The sequence below is a fragment of the Bradyrhizobium ivorense genome (assembly GCF_900696085.1).
In the GTDB taxonomy this organism is placed as follows: Bacteria; Pseudomonadota; Alphaproteobacteria; order Rhizobiales; family Xanthobacteraceae; genus Bradyrhizobium; species Bradyrhizobium ivorense.
In genome coordinates this window covers 637,388-653,513 of sequence record NZ_CAADFC020000016.1, presented here as the reverse complement: position 1 = coordinate 653,513, position 16,126 = coordinate 637,388, and the positions used below count along the sequence as shown (strand labels likewise).

General features: G+C 61.2%; 17 protein-coding genes. 11 read left to right on the top strand and 6 right to left on the bottom strand.

From position 1 onward, the window contains the following. Nucleotides 1–4 precede the first annotated feature (4 nt). Both CI41S_RS22955 and CI41S_RS22950 read left to right on the top strand, forming a co-directional pair. Nucleotides 5–1,114, top strand: a complete 1,110-nt coding sequence (locus tag CI41S_RS22955; protein WP_139861693.1) for an ABC-type transport auxiliary lipoprotein family protein — start codon at nucleotides 5–7, stop codon at nucleotides 1,112–1,114. Nucleotides 1,115–1,184: 70 nt separating this feature from the next. Continuing rightward, nucleotides 1,185–1,646 carry a CBS domain-containing protein gene (locus CI41S_RS22950; protein ID WP_139861692.1) on the top strand — a complete coding sequence of 154 codons (462 nt, stop codon included), beginning with the start codon at nucleotides 1,185–1,187 and terminating at the stop codon, nucleotides 1,644–1,646. A gap of 133 nt (nucleotides 1,647–1,779) precedes the next feature. On the opposite strand, the gene CI41S_RS22945 is transcribed toward CI41S_RS22950, so the two are convergent. From CI41S_RS22945 to CI41S_RS22920, 6 genes are all read right to left on the bottom strand, one after another. Continuing rightward, nucleotides 1,780–2,958 carry an acetate/propionate family kinase gene (locus CI41S_RS22945; RefSeq protein WP_139861691.1) on the bottom strand — a complete coding sequence of 393 codons (1,179 nt, stop codon included), beginning with the start codon at nucleotides 2,956–2,958 and terminating at the stop codon, nucleotides 1,780–1,782. Between the two features lie 37 nt (nucleotides 2,959–2,995). After that, entirely contained in the window at nucleotides 2,996–5,401 is a 2,406-nt protein-coding gene (locus CI41S_RS22940; RefSeq protein WP_139862126.1) for a phosphoketolase family protein, read from the bottom strand. A 557-nt stretch (nucleotides 5,402–5,958) separates the two neighbouring features. After that, on the bottom strand, nucleotides 5,959–6,567 hold the full coding sequence (fixJ, locus tag CI41S_RS22935) for a response regulator FixJ (protein ID WP_139861690.1): 609 nt from the start codon (nucleotides 6,565–6,567) through the stop codon (nucleotides 5,959–5,961). Then, complete coding sequence (locus CI41S_RS22930) at nucleotides 6,564–7,994, bottom strand: PAS domain S-box protein (protein ID WP_139861689.1); 1,431 nt, start codon at nucleotides 7,992–7,994, stop codon at nucleotides 6,564–6,566. Before CI41S_RS22930 ends, fixJ begins: the two co-directional genes overlap by 4 nt. A 117-nt stretch (nucleotides 7,995–8,111) precedes the next feature. Further along, entirely contained in the window at nucleotides 8,112–8,339 is a 228-nt protein-coding gene (locus CI41S_RS22925; RefSeq protein ID WP_139861688.1) for a hypothetical protein, read from the bottom strand. Nucleotide 8,340: 1 nt separating this feature from the next. Beyond that, nucleotides 8,341–8,712: a hypothetical protein gene (locus tag CI41S_RS22920; RefSeq protein ID WP_244626641.1), complete on the bottom strand. Its 372-nt coding sequence runs from the start codon at nucleotides 8,710–8,712 to the stop codon at nucleotides 8,341–8,343. A gap of 663 nt (nucleotides 8,713–9,375) precedes the next feature. On the opposite strand from CI41S_RS22920, the gene CI41S_RS22915 reads away from it, so the two are divergent. From CI41S_RS22915 to CI41S_RS22875, 9 genes are all read left to right on the top strand, one after another. Then, a complete protein-coding gene (locus tag CI41S_RS22915; RefSeq protein ID WP_139861687.1) occupies nucleotides 9,376–9,585 on the top strand; it encodes a hypothetical protein in 210 nt (69 codons plus the stop codon). 87 nt (nucleotides 9,586–9,672) lie between these two features. After that, on the top strand, nucleotides 9,673–10,017 hold the full coding sequence (locus tag CI41S_RS22910; RefSeq protein ID WP_244626640.1) for a hypothetical protein: 345 nt from the start codon (nucleotides 9,673–9,675) through the stop codon (nucleotides 10,015–10,017). 88 nt (nucleotides 10,018–10,105) lie between these two features. Continuing rightward, nucleotides 10,106–10,606, top strand: coding sequence for a hypothetical protein (locus CI41S_RS43615; RefSeq protein WP_172628145.1), 501 nt, complete (start codon nucleotides 10,106–10,108; stop codon nucleotides 10,604–10,606). 26 nt (nucleotides 10,607–10,632) lie between these two features. Then, on the top strand, nucleotides 10,633–12,255 hold the full coding sequence (gene ccoN, locus CI41S_RS22900; protein ID WP_430650044.1) for a cytochrome-c oxidase, cbb3-type subunit I: 1,623 nt from the start codon (nucleotides 10,633–10,635) through the stop codon (nucleotides 12,253–12,255). An 8-nt stretch (nucleotides 12,256–12,263) separates the two neighbouring features. Beyond that, nucleotides 12,264–12,998 carry a cytochrome-c oxidase, cbb3-type subunit II gene (gene ccoO / locus CI41S_RS22895; RefSeq protein ID WP_139861684.1) on the top strand — a complete coding sequence of 245 codons (735 nt, stop codon included), beginning with the start codon at nucleotides 12,264–12,266 and terminating at the stop codon, nucleotides 12,996–12,998. Between the two features lie 10 nt (nucleotides 12,999–13,008). After that, nucleotides 13,009–13,173, top strand: coding sequence for a cbb3-type cytochrome c oxidase subunit 3 (locus CI41S_RS22890; protein WP_139861683.1), 165 nt, complete (start codon nucleotides 13,009–13,011; stop codon nucleotides 13,171–13,173). Between the two features lie 6 nt (nucleotides 13,174–13,179). Next, nucleotides 13,180–14,052, top strand: a complete 873-nt coding sequence (gene ccoP, locus CI41S_RS22885; RefSeq protein WP_139861682.1) for a cytochrome-c oxidase, cbb3-type subunit III — start codon at nucleotides 13,180–13,182, stop codon at nucleotides 14,050–14,052. 95 nt (nucleotides 14,053–14,147) lie between these two features. Beyond that, a complete protein-coding gene (ccoG, locus tag CI41S_RS22880) occupies nucleotides 14,148–15,605 on the top strand; it encodes a cytochrome c oxidase accessory protein CcoG (RefSeq protein ID WP_139861681.1) in 1,458 nt (485 codons plus the stop codon). A gap of 14 nt (nucleotides 15,606–15,619) precedes the next feature. Next, nucleotides 15,620–16,120 (top strand): FixH family protein, encoded by a 501-nt coding sequence (locus CI41S_RS22875; protein ID WP_139861680.1) that lies wholly within the window; start codon nucleotides 15,620–15,622, stop codon nucleotides 16,118–16,120. Nucleotides 16,121–16,126: the final 6 nt, after the last annotated feature.

The following is a 16,126-nucleotide window of genomic DNA, read 5'->3' as shown; positions in this document are numbered from 1 at the left end:
GCACATGGAAATTCGCGGGCCCTACATTGTCGTTGGTGCATTCGTATTGTCGGCAATCGTCGCCGTGTTCGGCTTCATCTATTGGCTGAACAACGTCGGTGGAATCGGAAAGCGGGAGACATATCAGGTCGTCTTTACCGATCCCGTCCCTGGTCTCCTCGTCGGGGCGGGTGTTCTCTTCAACGGTATCCGCGTCGGCGAGGTCACCGCTCTTGAGTTGGTTCCGGAACGCCAGCGCGAGGTCCGCGTCAAGATCGCAGTCGCCGAGCGCACGCCGGTGCACAGCGATACGCGTGTCGGCCTCGATTTCCAAGGGTTGACCGGCGTTCCGGTGATCGCGCTGGAAGGCGGTGATGATCCCGTGGCGCCGTCGGCGCGCGAACCGCTGGTGGCCGAAAAGGGGGCCGGTCGGAGCATGACGCAGGCTGCCCGCGACGCGCTACGCCGGGTGGATGCCGTCCTGTCGGAGAATGCCGTGCCGCTGCACAGCACGATCAACAATCTCAGCACGTTCGCTGAAGGGCTAGCGCGCAATACGCCAAAGCTTGACGGCATCATCGCCGGCCTCGAGCGTATGACCGCCAGCGGCACTTCGGCGACGCGCAAGGTGGTCTACGACCTTCACGCGGTGGACAGCTTCGGGTCACTGCCGCATGCGGTTTTGCCTGCACCGTGGGTCATAGCGGAGCCGACCGCGATCGCGCGACTACAGACACAGCGTTTTCTGTTCACGCCAGACGAGGAAACGCAGAGATTCGACGGAGCGCAGTGGAGCGATAGTTTGCCGGCGTTGGTGCAGGCACGGCTGCTGCAGAGCTTCGAGAACTTTGACATCGCACATGCACCGCTGCGCGCCGACAATGTTGTCGAGGGTGCATCGCGCCTTCTGATCGATCTGCGTCGTTTCGAGATTACGCTGGGGCCTCGGCCGCAGGCGATTATCATACTAGCAGCGAAGATAGTGAATCCGGACGGTCGCCTCAAGGCAGCGCAACTGTTCGAGGAGGCGCGGGCCATCGATACTCTTACTCCCTCTAGCGCCGCCGTGGCCTTCGACATGGCCTTTGGCGCGCTCGCTCGCAAGCTCGTGACATGGACGTCGTCATCGTCATGAGCGAGCGAGACCTTGATAGACGGTTACTGCAAAGCAACGAGCTCAATCGCCAAGTACAACGGAGGTAGCCATGCTTGCGATGAACGTAATGCGCACTTCGTTTGCAACGATCAAGCCAGACGCACAGTTGCTTGATGCTGTGCGGCTATTGCTGGAAACCGGCCAGCGAAGTTTGCCGGTACTCGACGGAACGGGATCTCTGGTCGGTGTGATCTCAGAGGGTGACTTCCTTCACCGTCGAGAACTCGGTGTGCGTTGCCCTGAAGGTTGTTGGCCCGAATGGTTGCTCGGTAGCGAGGAAGGAAAGCTCGTTCGCGAGCGGACACGAGCCCTCCGCGTTGATGCTGTTATGAGCCGTAAGCCTGTCTGGGTCGAAGAGCGTGCAACCGTAGACGAGATCGTTGGCAAAATGGACAGTCGTCAGATCTCTCAGGTGCTGGTGCTTCGTGACGCCCGGGTTGTTGGCATCGTGGGCCGGCTGCAGTTGCTCGTGGCGCTTGAGCAAAGCTTGGCCGGATCTGCGGCCGCATGAGCCGCGCGAGCTGCAGCCGGATCAAATCGGGGCGGTTGCCTAGTGTCTGCCTTGTTGCCAGTGTGTACGTATAGGATTCCTGACGGCTGCAACGCGGTTTGCCGCCGCGTGGGCGACCGGACGTCGTGCGGAGCTATGAATCGGCGCCTAATAACCTGCGGCAGTGCCGCGCGATGGTGATCTCCTCGCTGGTCGGAACGACCAGCACGTCCACCGCGCTGCCGTCCGCTGCGATGCGCTGTTCTCCCCTTGCATTTGCTTCTGCATCGAGGCGGACCCCGAGCCAGGTGAGGCGATCGCAGATTTGCTGCCTTATCTCGGCTGCATGCTGGCCGATGCCGCCGGTAAATATCAGGCCATCAAGGCCGGCGAGCGTATTCACCATCACGGCGACTTCGGCGGCGACGCGAAAGGTAAAGAGATCAATGGCTTCGCGAGCCGCGGCGTCGTGGCTCGTCAGAAGAGCGCGCATATCGGCTGATATCCCAGAGACGCCGAGCAGGCCAGATCGCTCGTACAGCAGATGCTGGACTTCGTCGACCGACATTTTCTGTTCCTGCAACAGATAGAGCAGTACACCGGGATCGATCTCTCCGCAGCGTGTACCCATCACGAGACCGTCGAGCGGGGTAAATCCCATCGTGGTGTCGACGCTCTTGCCTTTGTGCAAAGCACAGAGGCTCGCGCCGTTGCCGAGATGCGCGATCACCGTACGCGTCTGCATCGGTGCGAGCGTGGCAAGGCGGTCTGCAACATACTCAAAGGAGAGCCCGTGAAATCCGTAGCGACGAATACCTTGCTCTTCGAAGCGTCGGGGAATGGCGAAGCGGCTCGCGGGCGGCGTCAAGTCATGATGAAAGGCCGTATCGAAGCAAGCGATCTGCGTCAGCCCCGGCTGCAGGGACTGCACGGCCCGGACTGCCGCAAGGCAGCGCGGCTGATGCAGCGGCGCCAGCGGCGTCAGCGCATCAAGCGAGGCAAGAACTTGTTCGTTGAGCACGGTGGGACCCGAGAATTCGCGCCCGCCATGAACGATACGATGGCCAACGGCAGCGATCTTGCCGGACCCGAGGTAGCCGTCGATCCAAGCAAAGATTTCGGCCAGCAGGCTGTCGCCGTTGGTTTCGCCGGCGGGACGGCTCTTCTCCAAGAGCGCCTTGCCCGAGGTATCGGTGACGACGACGCGGGGTGCTCGCTCCTGTTCGTCGAGCACGCCCTTGCATTTCATCTTCGGCTCGGCCTGCTCGATATCGAACAGGCCGAACTTGACGCTCGAGGAGCCGGCATTGAATACCAGAGCATTGTTGGACATCGGCGATCCTCTTTCGCGTTGGCTGCCGGCCCCGCGCTCAGTCCCCGGGCTCGCGCGCCGTCGTGCCACCCGCGGGCCAGACCCAGTTGCGGATCTCCGGCATATCTTCGCCATGCTCGCGGACGTAGCGCGAGTGTTCGATGAGCCTGTCGCGAAACTGCTGCTTGACGTGGGCGGCCGCGATATCGAGCCCCGGCACCCGCTCGATCGCCTCGATGGCAAGATGGAAGCGGTCGAGGCCGTTCAACACAACCATGTCAAACGGTGTGGTGGTAGTGCCTTCCTCGGCGAAGCCGCGCACATGCATGCCCGCATGATTTGCGCGGTTGTAGGTCAGGCGATGGATCAGATAGGGATAGCCGTGATAGGCGAAGATCACCGGCTTGTCCCGGGTGAACAAGCTGTCGAAGTCCCGATCTGACAAGCCGTGTGGATGCTGATCCTTCGGCTGCAGGGTCATCAGGTCAACTACGTTGACGACGCGAATTCTCAGGGCCGGCAGCGCCCTGCGCAGCAGGTCAACGGCGGCGAGCGTCTCCAGCGTCGGAACGTCGCCGGCGCAGGCCATCACCACGTCGGGCTCGGCGTTGGGGGCTTCGGTGCCGGCCCATTTCCAGATGCCGATGCCCGCCTCGCAATGGATGATCGCCTCACGCATGGGGAGCCATTGTGGAGCAGGCTGCTTGCCGGCGACGATCACATTGATGCGGTCATAGGTGCGCAGGCAATGATCGCCGACCCAGAGCAGGGTATTGGCATCGGGCGGGAAGTAGACGCGGACGATATCGGCCTTCTTGTTGGTGACGAGATCGACGAAGCCGGGATCCTGGTGGCTGAAGCCGTTGTGATCCTGCCGCCAGACGTGCGAGGTGAGGAGATAGTTCAGCGACGCGATTGGGCGCCGCCAAGTCAGCGCGCGCGAGACCTTTAGCCATTTGGCGTGCTGGTTGAGCATCGAATCGACAATGTGGATAAAGGCCTCGTAGCAGGAGAAGAAGCCGTGGCGACCGGTGAGCAGGTAGCCTTCAAGCCAGCCTTGGCAGAGATGTTCGCTTAGCACCTCCATCACCCGGCCGTCATGGGCGAGGTGGACGTCATAGGGCTCGATCCCTTCCATCCAGACGCGGTCGGTGGCCTCAAAGACCGCCTCGAGCCGGTTGGATGCGGTTTCGTCGGGTCCCATGATACGGAAATTGCGCGCATCGGCGTTCAGCTTCATAACCTCGCGCAGGAACTTGCCGAGCTCGCGTGTGGCTTCGGCGACGCCGCCGCCCGGATCGGCAACCTCGACCGCATAGGCGCGGAAATCCGGCAATTTCAGCTCCCGCTTCAGCAAGCCGCCATTGGCGTGCGGATTGGCTCCCATCCGACGGTCGCCCGCGGGCGCAAGGTCCCGCAATTCCGGCACGAGCCGGCCACTTGCATCGAACAGCGTTTCGGGCTCATAACTCCTCATCCACTGTTCGAGCAGTTGCAGATGTTCGGGATTGCCGCGCGGATTGGCGATTGGCACCTGATGCGCGCGCCAGAATGCCTCGACTTTCAACCCGTCGACTTCTTTCGGTCCCGTCCAGCCCTTCGGGCTTCGCAGCACTATCATCGGCCATTTTGGCCGCTGGAAATCCGCGGATCCTTCGCGCGCGCCGTGCTGGATGGAGCGGATGGCGCTAAGCGCGCGGTCGACGGTGTCCGCCATCATCCGATGCATCGAATCCGGCTCGTCGCCTTCGACAAAGAGCGGCTCGTAACCATAGCCGACGAAAAGACTGCGGATCTCCTTGTCGCTCATTCGCGCGAGCACGGCGGGATTTGCGATCTTGTAGCCATTGAGATGCAGGATCGGAAGCACCGCGCCGTCGTGCTTTGGATTGAGGAACTTGTTCGAATGCCAAGATGCGGCGAGCGGACCCGTTTCAGCTTCACCGTCACCGACCACGCAGGCCACGATCAGATCGGGATTGTCAAAGGCGGCTCCAAAGGCATGGACCAGTGCATAGCCGAGTTCGCCGCCCTCATGGATCGAACCGGGCGTTTCCGGCGCCGCATGACTCGGAATGCCCCCGGGGAAGGAGAACTGGCGGAACAGCTTTCGCAGGCCATCAGCATCGCAGGTCACCTCCGGATAGATGCCGGTGTAGGTGCCTTCGAGATAGGTGTTGGCGACCATGCCTGGACCGCCATGGCCGGGGCCGCAGACATAGATAATGCTGAGATCGAAGGCGCAGATCACGCGGTTGAGGTGGGCATAGATGAAGTTGAGCCCGGGCGTGGTGCCCCAGTGGCCGAGCAGCCGCGGCTTGATATGTTCCGGCTTGAGCGGTTCCCTGAGCAGAGGATTGTCGAGCAAATAGATCTGGCCGACGGAGAGATAGTTGGCGGCGCGCCAGTAACGGTCCAGCAATTTCAGATCGTTGGCGCTTGCCGGTTCGTTTGGAGCAGTCATCGGTCGCATGTCGCTCTCCAAAGAAAAGTTCAGGAAATGACCTCGAACTCCATCAATAAGTTCCAAACTAGACGACCAATATGACGGAAACAGCTTGAGTCAGTTCGAACATGCCCGCCGATGCGGACCCAAATCGTCACCGTCCTGCCACCGCCAAGCCGTCGCCGCTTGACGAAGCCGCCAAACAACGCAAGACGCGATCATCGCGAAAGCGAAAACCCGGCTGGCTCAAATTGAGGGACGTTACCGGTAGCCCACAAGGTGGTTCCAATTATTTTCACCCGGGAATTGACCTTACGCAATACGTCTGTGTGACGGATCGCGCACGTTGGCAGGGTGCTCTTACCCTGCTGAGCGTTGACGTGACCGACCAAGCGAAATCGCCTCTTGTCGAACAGTCACAATTGCAACCGAAGGACACCGCGAGTGTCAAATGCGAGAAAGATCGTCGCTGGCTTCTGGACAAATTGGAAGATGACGAGGTTCGTCAGGCTCTGAAGAGCAGCACATCGCTCGTTCCATCTAAGCAGGGGCGGACGGCCGTTTTCCGAGGGGATCTACAGCCCGGCAGTGATCGCAATCCGCATCAGCTCCGACATGCTGCGCACATTGGTCTTGGCCATCAGGTTGGCTCGGTAGACCTCAACCGTGCGCGGGCTGATACCTAGGTCGTGGGCGATTACCTTGTTGATCTTGCCTGCCACGAGCCCCCGCAGAACGTCGCGCTCGCGCGGCGAAAGGTCTACCAGGCGAGCTTCCGCCTCGCGTTTGGCCGTAGCGTCGGTTGGCGCTGCCGACTGTGTTTGCAGGGCTTCGTTGATTGCACGCAGTAGCGCTTCGTCCTCGAAGGGTTTTTCGATGAAATCAACCGCACCGGCCTTCATCGCTTCAACCGCAAGTGCGACGTCACCATGGCCAGTCATTAGGATGACAGGACATGCTGATGCATCTGCCTTGAGCCTGCGGACCAGCTCCAGGCCGCTCATGCCGGGCATGCGGATATCCGATACGATACAGTCGACCGTGCCGCTCTCGAAATGATCGAGAAAATCGGTTGCGGTCTCATACGTCGTGACGGCAAAGCCGTTAACGTCAAGTAGGAAAGCGAGCGAATCCCGCATTGCGGCGTCATCGTCGATTACAAGAATTGCGCGGCGCGTAGTCATTCTTCTTCTCCGTCCTCCGCCAACGGGAGGGTAAACTGGAAAGCCGTACCACCGCCGGTGTTTGGCAGCGCGACGATGCGCCCACCATGGGACTCGACGATGGTTCGGCAGATCGAAAGTCCGACGCCCATGCCGTTCTCCTTGGTTGTGATGAAAGGCTGGAACAAGCGGTCGGCGATATCGGGGCTGATGCCGGGGCCAGTATCCGCAACGGTGAATATTGCGACGCCATCCGCCTTGGTGACCCCGACCGTTAATTCGCGGCGCGAACTCGCGGCCATCGCCTCGATCGCATTCCGGACCAGGTTCAGTACCACCTGCTGGATCTGGATCTTGTCGACCAGGATCGGTGGAATGTCCCGGTCGCTGCGGATTGTCACCCGGACTCCCTGCTCCTTGGCGCCGAGCAGTGCGAGCGCGACGGCCTCTTCAAGCAGCGTGACTGGGCTTTCCAGAGAGTGCTGTGTTTCGCCCTTGGCAACGAATTCGCGCAGGCGCTGGATGATGTCACCGGCCCGCAGCGCCTGCCGCGCGGCCCGCTCGAGCGCGTCGCGTATTCGCTTTACGTCAGGTGTCTCCGACGCCAGCAGCGCGCCCGCGCCGCGCATGTAGTTTGTAATCGCTGATAGCGGTTGGTTGATCTCATGAGCGATGGATGACGCCATTTCGCCCATGGCGGTCAACCGCGATACGTGGACCAGCTCGGACTGCAGTTCCTGGAGCCTCCGCTCTTGCGCCCGACGTTCGGTAAGATCGCGGATGAAGCCGGTGAAGAACCGCTCACCACGTACCTTGGCCTCGCCGACGGCGAGCTCCATCGGGAAGGTAGAGCCGTCGCTCCGCTCTCCGACCACGATCCGCCCGACGCCGATGATGCGTCGTTCGCCAGTCGTAAGGTAACGCTTGAGATACCGGTCGTGCTCGCCGCGATACGGCTGCGGCATCAGGCTCGAGACGTTCTTTCCAACGACCTGGTCCGTTTTCCAGCCGAACAGGCGCTCCGCGGCCGCGCTGAAGGAGCGAATATTGCCGTGGTCGTCGATCACGATCATGGCGTCTGGAACGGTGTCCAGGATCGATTGTAGATGCGCTTGTCGATTTCGCGCTTGATCGCTTTCCCTCAACAACCGGTCGCCCATAAAGCCAAGGATCGGGCCGAGGATGGCAAAACACGCCATGTCGACCAGGTTCGCAGGTTCAGTAACCAGACTTTTGCCGAGGAAGTTGGCGCTGATGGCAAGGCAGAGCAGGGTTGTGAGGATCGCCGGACCGCGGCCACCGGCGAAGGCGGCGAACAACACGGCGGGAACGTAGATGATCGTGAACGTCCGGTCTTCGAAGTAGTTATTCAATGCCGCGCGCGCCACGAATACGAGCGCGGCCGCTGCCGCGGCAGTGCCATAGCGGTACCAGATGCGGTCAGACATATTCCCCCGGGCAAAGCCCTCAAATCTGTTCGATAGTACAATGTTCGGGCGCCTGAAGCCACCGCCCGCCCGGTATGAGATCGTTCTTGGCGGCGAGAATGCGACCGGGAGTCCGGACTATCTGACCCAAGGGCGCCAATGGGTGGGTTGTACCACGATGCGCTCGGCGGTCTCCGCCTTGATCCAGCCGCCCAGAGTGCGGCGGCAGGGAAAGACGAGCCGGTGAATGGCGTTACCCTCGATCACGGCGAGCTCCAGGTCGCGGTCGTAAGGAGCGACCGCGATCCCTTCCCATGTCGGGCTGACGCCGCCTTTTGAGAGGTCTGAAGCGTCACGAGTCGTCACGTCAGGCAGCCTTTCGAGGCGTCTCCTCGGTAGCGCCGGTTCGCCGTGCAAGCAGGTTCAGCTCGATAGTGCCCAGCGAACGCGCGGTCTCGATCGCGTATGTCGCGTCCTCTGCGGCGCGCGCCGTCACGCCCTTGCTCCAGTCTTGCAGCGCCGTGATTTTCTCGGCGACCGAGGCGGTGGAATTGAATTTGCGGAAAAGCTCCCAGGCTTCGGTCGATTCGATCTGAATCTGCTCGAGCCAGTGTCGGTTCGCTTCGATCAGCTTTTCCGAGAACTCCGATTGGACGGCAATTGCGCGTTTCGCGCAGCTCTGGATGGCCTCGGCGACGGGACGGGCTTGGCTACGGTATGTCATGTTCAGCTTCCTCAATTGCTAGTGGCCTCGTGTCTCACGATGGCGGTGCCTGCGTGTTGATTTGCGTCAACCGGGCGCATGCCCCTGACGCTGGCGCTAAATGCGCCTGGGAACGACGATCGTGCCGGTTCGCAGGTTGATGAAATGGATGCCGTCGCAAGCGGCACATGAGATCGACTGCAGGTCGTCGGCTTGACGATCGGATGTGTCACGGGGAAGCAGGCCTTGAACTCGATCGCCGGTGTTTGGGCACGAGAAGATAATTGGGCGCCAGGCCGCTATTTCTGTCATCTGCGTAATCCTGCCGGACGCGGCATCCTACGATAACGGAGTGCGGCTCCGTATTGATGCAGCTCAAAAATCCGCCCGCGCGGGCTAAAAAGGCCGGCGGTGACGGAGCGGAGGCGGAGCAGACGAATGCGCGGTTTGTCTTAACGGAGGCCGCCTTGCCCAGTAGCTCATCCGGGCGAGCGCCACGAGAACGACGGCGAGAACTCCGATTGAGGCGAGCAGGATCTGCAGCATGATTGTCTTCTCCCGATGTCGAGGCCAGCATCTCCGACAATCGGTCGCGGCGCCTTGATTCCAGTCAAGTTCGGGAGTTGAGCGAAATCATTATCGGCAGATTGATTTGGTGCAAGGAAGAACGGCCATGCGCCCGCATCAGGAGATGGTAGGATGACCGTTCGCCTCGCAGTTCTGCTGATTCCGTTGATTGTGACCGCCACGATCGACGCAAATGTGCTGGGATTCGCTGCAACGATGCTTACGATCGGCGTGATCGTCGGCTTTGCTATTGCTGCGGCCGGATGGACCATTGGCAGCGATACGTCATCACTGCCGTCGGTCCGGCCGCGATCCGTGGACAGGAAGCGTCTCCACAAATAGTAGCTCTTGGCACGATCATCTTTGCGGATTTGGTGGGCCACGGGTTGCGCATGGTCGATGCCGGGGGCAGGACGCTGTCCATATTCGATGTCCTCCCGCGATATGACATCTCCACCGCGCGGCATTCAATTGCGACAGATCAAAGCGGGCGTCGCGCATCAATGGCAGCGTGGAAAACAAGGAATCAACCCAGGTGAGGGTGCCATGACATCATTCGACGTTCGCTTCATCAAGACCGTTTGCGACGATACCGGCCATGAACATCGCGCCTGTCAAGCCGCGTTCAAGGTCGACGCCGCCTCGCTCTCCGCAGCCGCGCAGTTGGCCGAAGCCGACTTCTGCAGACAAAAGGGTATCCGCGACTGGACGATCTTTGCCGATTCGATGGAGCTTCGAACGCCGCCGGCGCCGCCGTCCGCTTGGGGCGGCTGACGATCCTGCACGGCGATCACATTCGATTACCGCAACGTCACTGCTGACCAGAATCAATCCGGCAACCGCGAGTCAATGAGGGGTATCGATGATATCCGATCGAGCAGACGGCAATAGCTCACCGCAGTTTGAAAGTCTTCTCGGTCGCCTGCGTGCATTTCTAGCGCGCCGGCACGAGTTCGATCTGATGGCTGCTAGGGAGGTCGATGAGATCGCTCACGAACTCAATCTCTCGACGTCGGACCTTTGTGCGCTTGCCCGCGAGCAAGGCTCGCCGGAATTGCTGAGCAAGCGCCTCGAGCATGCGGGTTTGTCCGAGCAGAGTCTCGCTTCGTCCCATTGCGATGTGTTGCGCGATCTGCAGCGAGTGTGCGGTCTATGCCGCGAGAAGGCGCGCTGTGCTGCGGATCTCGCGCGGGAAAGGCGGGCCAGTCCGGCCAAATATTGTCCGAACGAACTGACCCTGACCGCGCTGGGCCGCGGCGCCGGTGGCGCGCGGCAGGGCGCAGGAATTGATGCCGATCAAGCAGCTGCCGGCAAGATCGTGCTTTCCATGACGTCATCGCATTCAGAGAAAGCTTCCACATGACAAGTCCGTCTTCCGTTTCAAAGGCGATGACGATGGGCGAAGCCGGCCTGGCGTTGGGCTTCGTTGTTTTTGCCTTCGTTAGCTTTCTCGGCATGGCGATGGGGCACGATGCGGCGTTCAGTTTTCACGCGGCGCTCGCTTGCGCCGCCAGCTTGATTTCCGTGATCGTGATCTGCAATCGCTATCTTGACCGTCCGGCCGAGCTGCCTCCGGCGGAGATCGGTGGGCGCCCCAATTACAATCTCGGCCCGATCAAGTTCGCCTCGGCGATGGCGATGTTCTGGGGTATTGCGGGCTTCACCGTGGGTCTGATTATCGCCATGCAGCTGGCGTGGCCCGCACTCAACTTTGATCTGCCCTGGACGACATTCGGTCGTCTACGACCGCTGCACACGTCTGCAGTCATCTTCGCGTTCGGCGGCAACGTTCTGATCGCAACCTCGTTCTACGTTGTGCAGAAGACCTGCCGCACGCGCCTTGCAGGCGACCTTGCGCCCTGGTTCGTCGTGGTCGGTTACAACTTTTTCATTCTGATTGCCGGCACCGGCTATCTGTTGGGGGTCACCCAGTCAAAGGAATACGCCGAACCGGAGTGGTATGCCGACTTCTGGCTGACGATCGTCTGGGTGACGTATCTGCTCGTGTTCCTGATGACGCTGGTGAAGCGCAAGGAACCGCACATCTTCGTCGCCAACTGGTTCTATCTCGCGTTCATCATCACGATCGCAGTGCTCCATCTCGGCAACAACCCCGCGCTGCCGGTCTCCTTCCTGGGCTCGAAGTCCTACATCGCCTGGGGCGGCGTGCAGGATGCGATGTTCCAGTGGTGGTACGGCCACAACGCGGTCGGCTTCTTCCTGACCGCCGGCTTCCTGGCGATCATGTACTACTTCATCCCGAAGAGGGCGGAGCGTCCGGTCTATTCCTACCGGTTGTCGATCATCCACTTCTGGGCGCTGATCTTCCTCTACATCTGGGCCGGCCCGCATCATCTGCACTACACGGCGCTGCCGGATTGGGCGCAGACGCTCGGCATGACCTTCTCAATCATGCTCTGGATGCCGTCCTGGGGCGGCATGATCAACGGCCTGATGACGCTGTCGGGAGCTTGGGACAAGCTGCGCACCGATCCCGTGCTGCGCATGATGGTGGTGTCGGTCGCCTTCTACGGCATGTCGACCTTCGAAGGCCCGATGATGTCGATCAAGGTGGTCAATTCGCTGAGCCACTACACCGACTGGACCATCGGCCATGTGCATTCCGGTGCGCTGGGCTGGGTCGGCTTCGTCTCCTTCGGCGCGCTCTACTGCCTGATTCCCTGGCTGTGGAATCGCCAGCTTTACAGCCTGAAGCTGGTCAACTGGCATTTCTGGATCTCGACCATCGGCATCGTACTCTACATTTCCGCGATGTGGGTGTCGGGAATCCTGCAGGGCCTGATGTGGCGTGCCTACACCTCGCTCGGCTTTCTCGAATACTCGTTCATCGAGTCTGTCGAGGCCATGCATCCCTTTTACATCATCCGTGCAGCCGGCGGCGCGCTGTTCCTGGCCGGCGCCCTGATCATGGCCTTCAATCTCTGGATGACGGTCAATGCCGGCCGAGCCAGCGAAACCGAAGGTGCCGCTGCCCTCCAGCCCGCCGAATAGGTCACGCAATGTCCTTCTGGAATCGACACAAGATCTTTGAGAAGAACTCGATCATCCTGATCGCCGGCATTCTCGTCGTCATTGCCATCGGCGGGCTGGTCGAGATCACGCCGCTGTTCTACCTGAAGAGCACGATCGAGGCGGTCGACGGCGTGCGGCCCTATACGCCGCTCGAACTCGCCGGCCGCAACATCTATGTCCGCGAGGGCTGCTATCTCTGCCACTCGCAGATGATCCGGCCGCTGCGTGACGAGGTCGAGCGCTACGGCCACTATTCGCTCGCCGCCGAGAGCATGTACGACCATCCGTTCCAGTGGGGTTCCAAGCGCACCGGGCCGGATCTGGCGCGCGTCGGCGGCAAGTATTCCGACGATTGGCACGTCACGCACCTGATCAATCCGCGGTCGATCGTCCCGCAATCGGTAATGCCGGGATATCCGGCGCTCGCGAAGACGGAACTCGATCCGTCCGATGTCGCGGCTCATCTGCGGACGAACCGCGCGGTCGGTGTGCCCTATACCGAGGAGCAGATCGCCAATGCGGCCGCCGATCTCAAGGCTCAGGTCGATCCCGACAACCCCGGCTCCGATGCGCTTCAGAAGCGCTATCCGAAAGCCCTGGTCCGCAACTTCGACGGCAAAGGCGGCAATCCGACCGAGCTCGACGCATTGATCGCCTATCTGCAGATGCTCGGCACGCTCGTCGACTTCAAGCTCTACAACGAAAAAGCCAATCTGCGCTGAGGACACGGGCATGAAAGCGATCATTCAAGCCGAGAATTTTGCATCAAGCCTGGTCGGCACGCTCTGGACCCCGATCTTCGTCGGAATCTTCGTCGCCATCGTCGTCTACGCGCTGTGGCCCCGCAACAAATCTCTCTTCGATGCCGCGGCCCGGATGCCGCTGCGGGAGGACTGACCGATCATGAGCGAGCACAATGAGATCGACCACGTTTCGGGCCGCAGCACGACCGGCCATGAGTGGGACGGCATCAAGGAACTGAATACGCCGCTGCCGCGGTGGTGGGTCCTGACATTCTATGCGACGATCGTCTGGGCGATTGGCTACTGGGTCGTCTATCCTGCCTGGCCGCTGGTTTCGGGCTACACCTCTGGCCTGTTCCACTATTCCACCCGCGCGAGCGTCGCGACCGACCTTGCCGATCTCGAAAAATTGCGCGGCGAGAAGATGGCGGTGCTCGGCAATGCGTCGTTGGCCGACATCGAGAAAGATCCGGCGCTGCTGGCGCTGGCGCGTGCCCGCGGCAAGACCGTGTTTGCGGACAATTGCGCACCCTGCCACGGCAGCGGCGGTGCGGGTGCAAAGGGTTATCCGAACTTGAACGACGACGACTGGCTTTGGGGCGGCTCGCTCGACCAGATCATGCAGACTATCCAGTTCGGTGCGCGCTCCGGACACGCCAAGACCCATGAAGGGCAGATGCTGGCGTTCGGCCGTGACGGCGTTCTCAAGAAAGATGAGATCGTGACGGTCGCCAACTATGTGCGCTCGCTGTCCGGCCTTTCCACCGCGCCGAAGTTCGACGCCGCGGCAGGCAAGAAGCTATTCACCGAGAATTGCACCAGCTGCCACGGCGACAATGGAAAGGGCAATGCGGAACTCGGTGCGCCGAACCTGACCGACCAGGTCTGGCTCTACGGCTCCGACGAGGAGACGCTGATCGAGACCATTACCAATGGCCGTGCCGGCGTCATGCCGGCGTGGATCGGCCGGCTGGACCCGGTCACGGTCAAGGCGCTGGCGGTCTATGTGCACTCGTTGGGCGGCGGCAAGTAGCCGCTGCGGCGGTCTCAGTTGCGATTGTTGATCAAGGTCAAGTTCGCGCCCAGCGCAGGAATGTAGGCTCAGGCAGAGCCTTATTCGAGCAACCCATGAACAAGCCTGTGTCGCCTGACGAACTCATAGCCGACGAAGACGGGCCGCTCTACGCGCCGCGCAAGAAGGTATACCCGCAGAGCGTCTCCGGCCGGTTCCGCTCGATCAAATGGCGGCTGATGGCGGTCTGCCTCGGCGTGTATTATTTGCTGCCTTTCGTGCGCTGGAATCGCGGCCTCGGGGCGCCCGACCAGGCCGTGCTGATCGATTTTCCCAACCGGCGCTTCTATTTCTTCTTTATCGAGCTGTGGCCGCAGGAGATCTACTATTTCACCGGCCTCCTGGTGCTAGCGGCGCTCACTCTGTTCCTGATGAATGCGCTGGGCGGCCGGATCTGGTGCGGCTATCTCTGTCCGCAGACGGTCTGGACCGATCTGTTCTATGCGGTCGAGCGCCTGGTCGAAGGCGACCGCCGCGTCCAGATCAAGGCCGATGCCGGCCCGATGACGGTAAAGCGCGCCGGCCGCCGCGTGCTGAAGCATGCAATCTGGCTGATGATCGCCTGGTGGACCGGCGGCGCATGGGTGCTCTATTTCGCCGACGCGCCGACCCTGGTGCGCGATCTGGCGACGTTTCACGCACCGGCGATCGCCTATGTCTGGATCGCGATGCTGACCGCTTCGACCTATCTGCTGGCCGGCTACATGCGCGAGCAGGTCTGCGTCTATATGTGCCCGTGGCCGCGGATCCAGGCCGCGCTGACCGACGAATGGGCGCTCAACGTCACCTATAAATACGATCGCGGCGAGCCGCGTTGCTCGGTGAAGAAGGCGTTCGACATTCGCTCGCTCGGCGAGAAGGCCGGCGATTGCATCGATTGCAACCAGTGCGTCGCGGTGTGCCCGACCGGGATCGACATCCGCGACGGCGCGCAACTCGGCTGCATCCAGTGCGGTCTGTGCATCGATGCATGTGACGCCGTCATGACCAAGGTCAGCCGCAAGACCGGCCTGATCGGCTACGACAACGATATCAATGTTCAACGACGCGTCGCCGGCAAGGAAGAAGTCTTCAAGCCGGTTCGCGCCCGCACCGTCGTCTATGCCGGCCTGATTGCCGCGGTCTGCGCGGTGATGCTCTACGCGTTGATGTCTCGCACTCTGCTCGACATCAACGTGCTGCACGACCGCAACCCGATTGCAGTGCGTCTCAGCGAGGGCGCGATCCGCAATGGATACACGCTGCGCTTCCTCAACAAGCGCGGCTTTGATCGGGTGATTGCGATCGATGTCGACGGACCGGCCGAGGCCAAACTTCATGTCATCGGTGCTGAGTCCGTGACGCCGGACCGGCCGATGATCGTGCTTGGCCGCGACACCACCACCGAACTTCGCGTGCTGGTGACGGCGCCCTTCGATGAAAGAGCGCAAAAGTCGGTGCCGGTCACGTTCCGCGTCACGGATATCGGTCTCGGAGAGGCCGCCTCCGCGACCGACCATTTCGTTCTTCCATAACGACGGAATCTACCATGGCAGCCTCGAGTTCCGCCGTGCGACCCATCACCGGACGGTTCGTTCTGGTCACGGCGATCGCGTTCTTCGCCGTCGTCATCGGCGTCAACATGGTCATGATGCGTCTTGCCATCACGACCCTTCCGGGCACCGAAGTCGACAGTGCCTACAGCGCCAGCCTCGCCTATCAGCGCGAGATCGTGGCGGCGCGGCAGCAGAACGAGCGCGACTGGCAGGTGCAGGCGCATATTGATCGGCGGCCTGATGGAACCGCCGCACTTGCACTTGAGGCACGCGATCATGCGGGTGCGCCTCTGACGGCATTGAATTTTCTCGTAAGGCTCGAACGACCGATCGATCGTCGCGCCGATCGGACGATCGAAATCAGTGAGGCCGGTGGTGGCCACTATCGTGGCCGCGCCGAGTGCGTTGCCGCGGGGCAGTGGGACCTCGTGATCGAGGGCGATGCCGAGGGACGCCGCATGTTCCTGTCCAGAAATCGCGTGCTGCTGAACTGAGGGTAA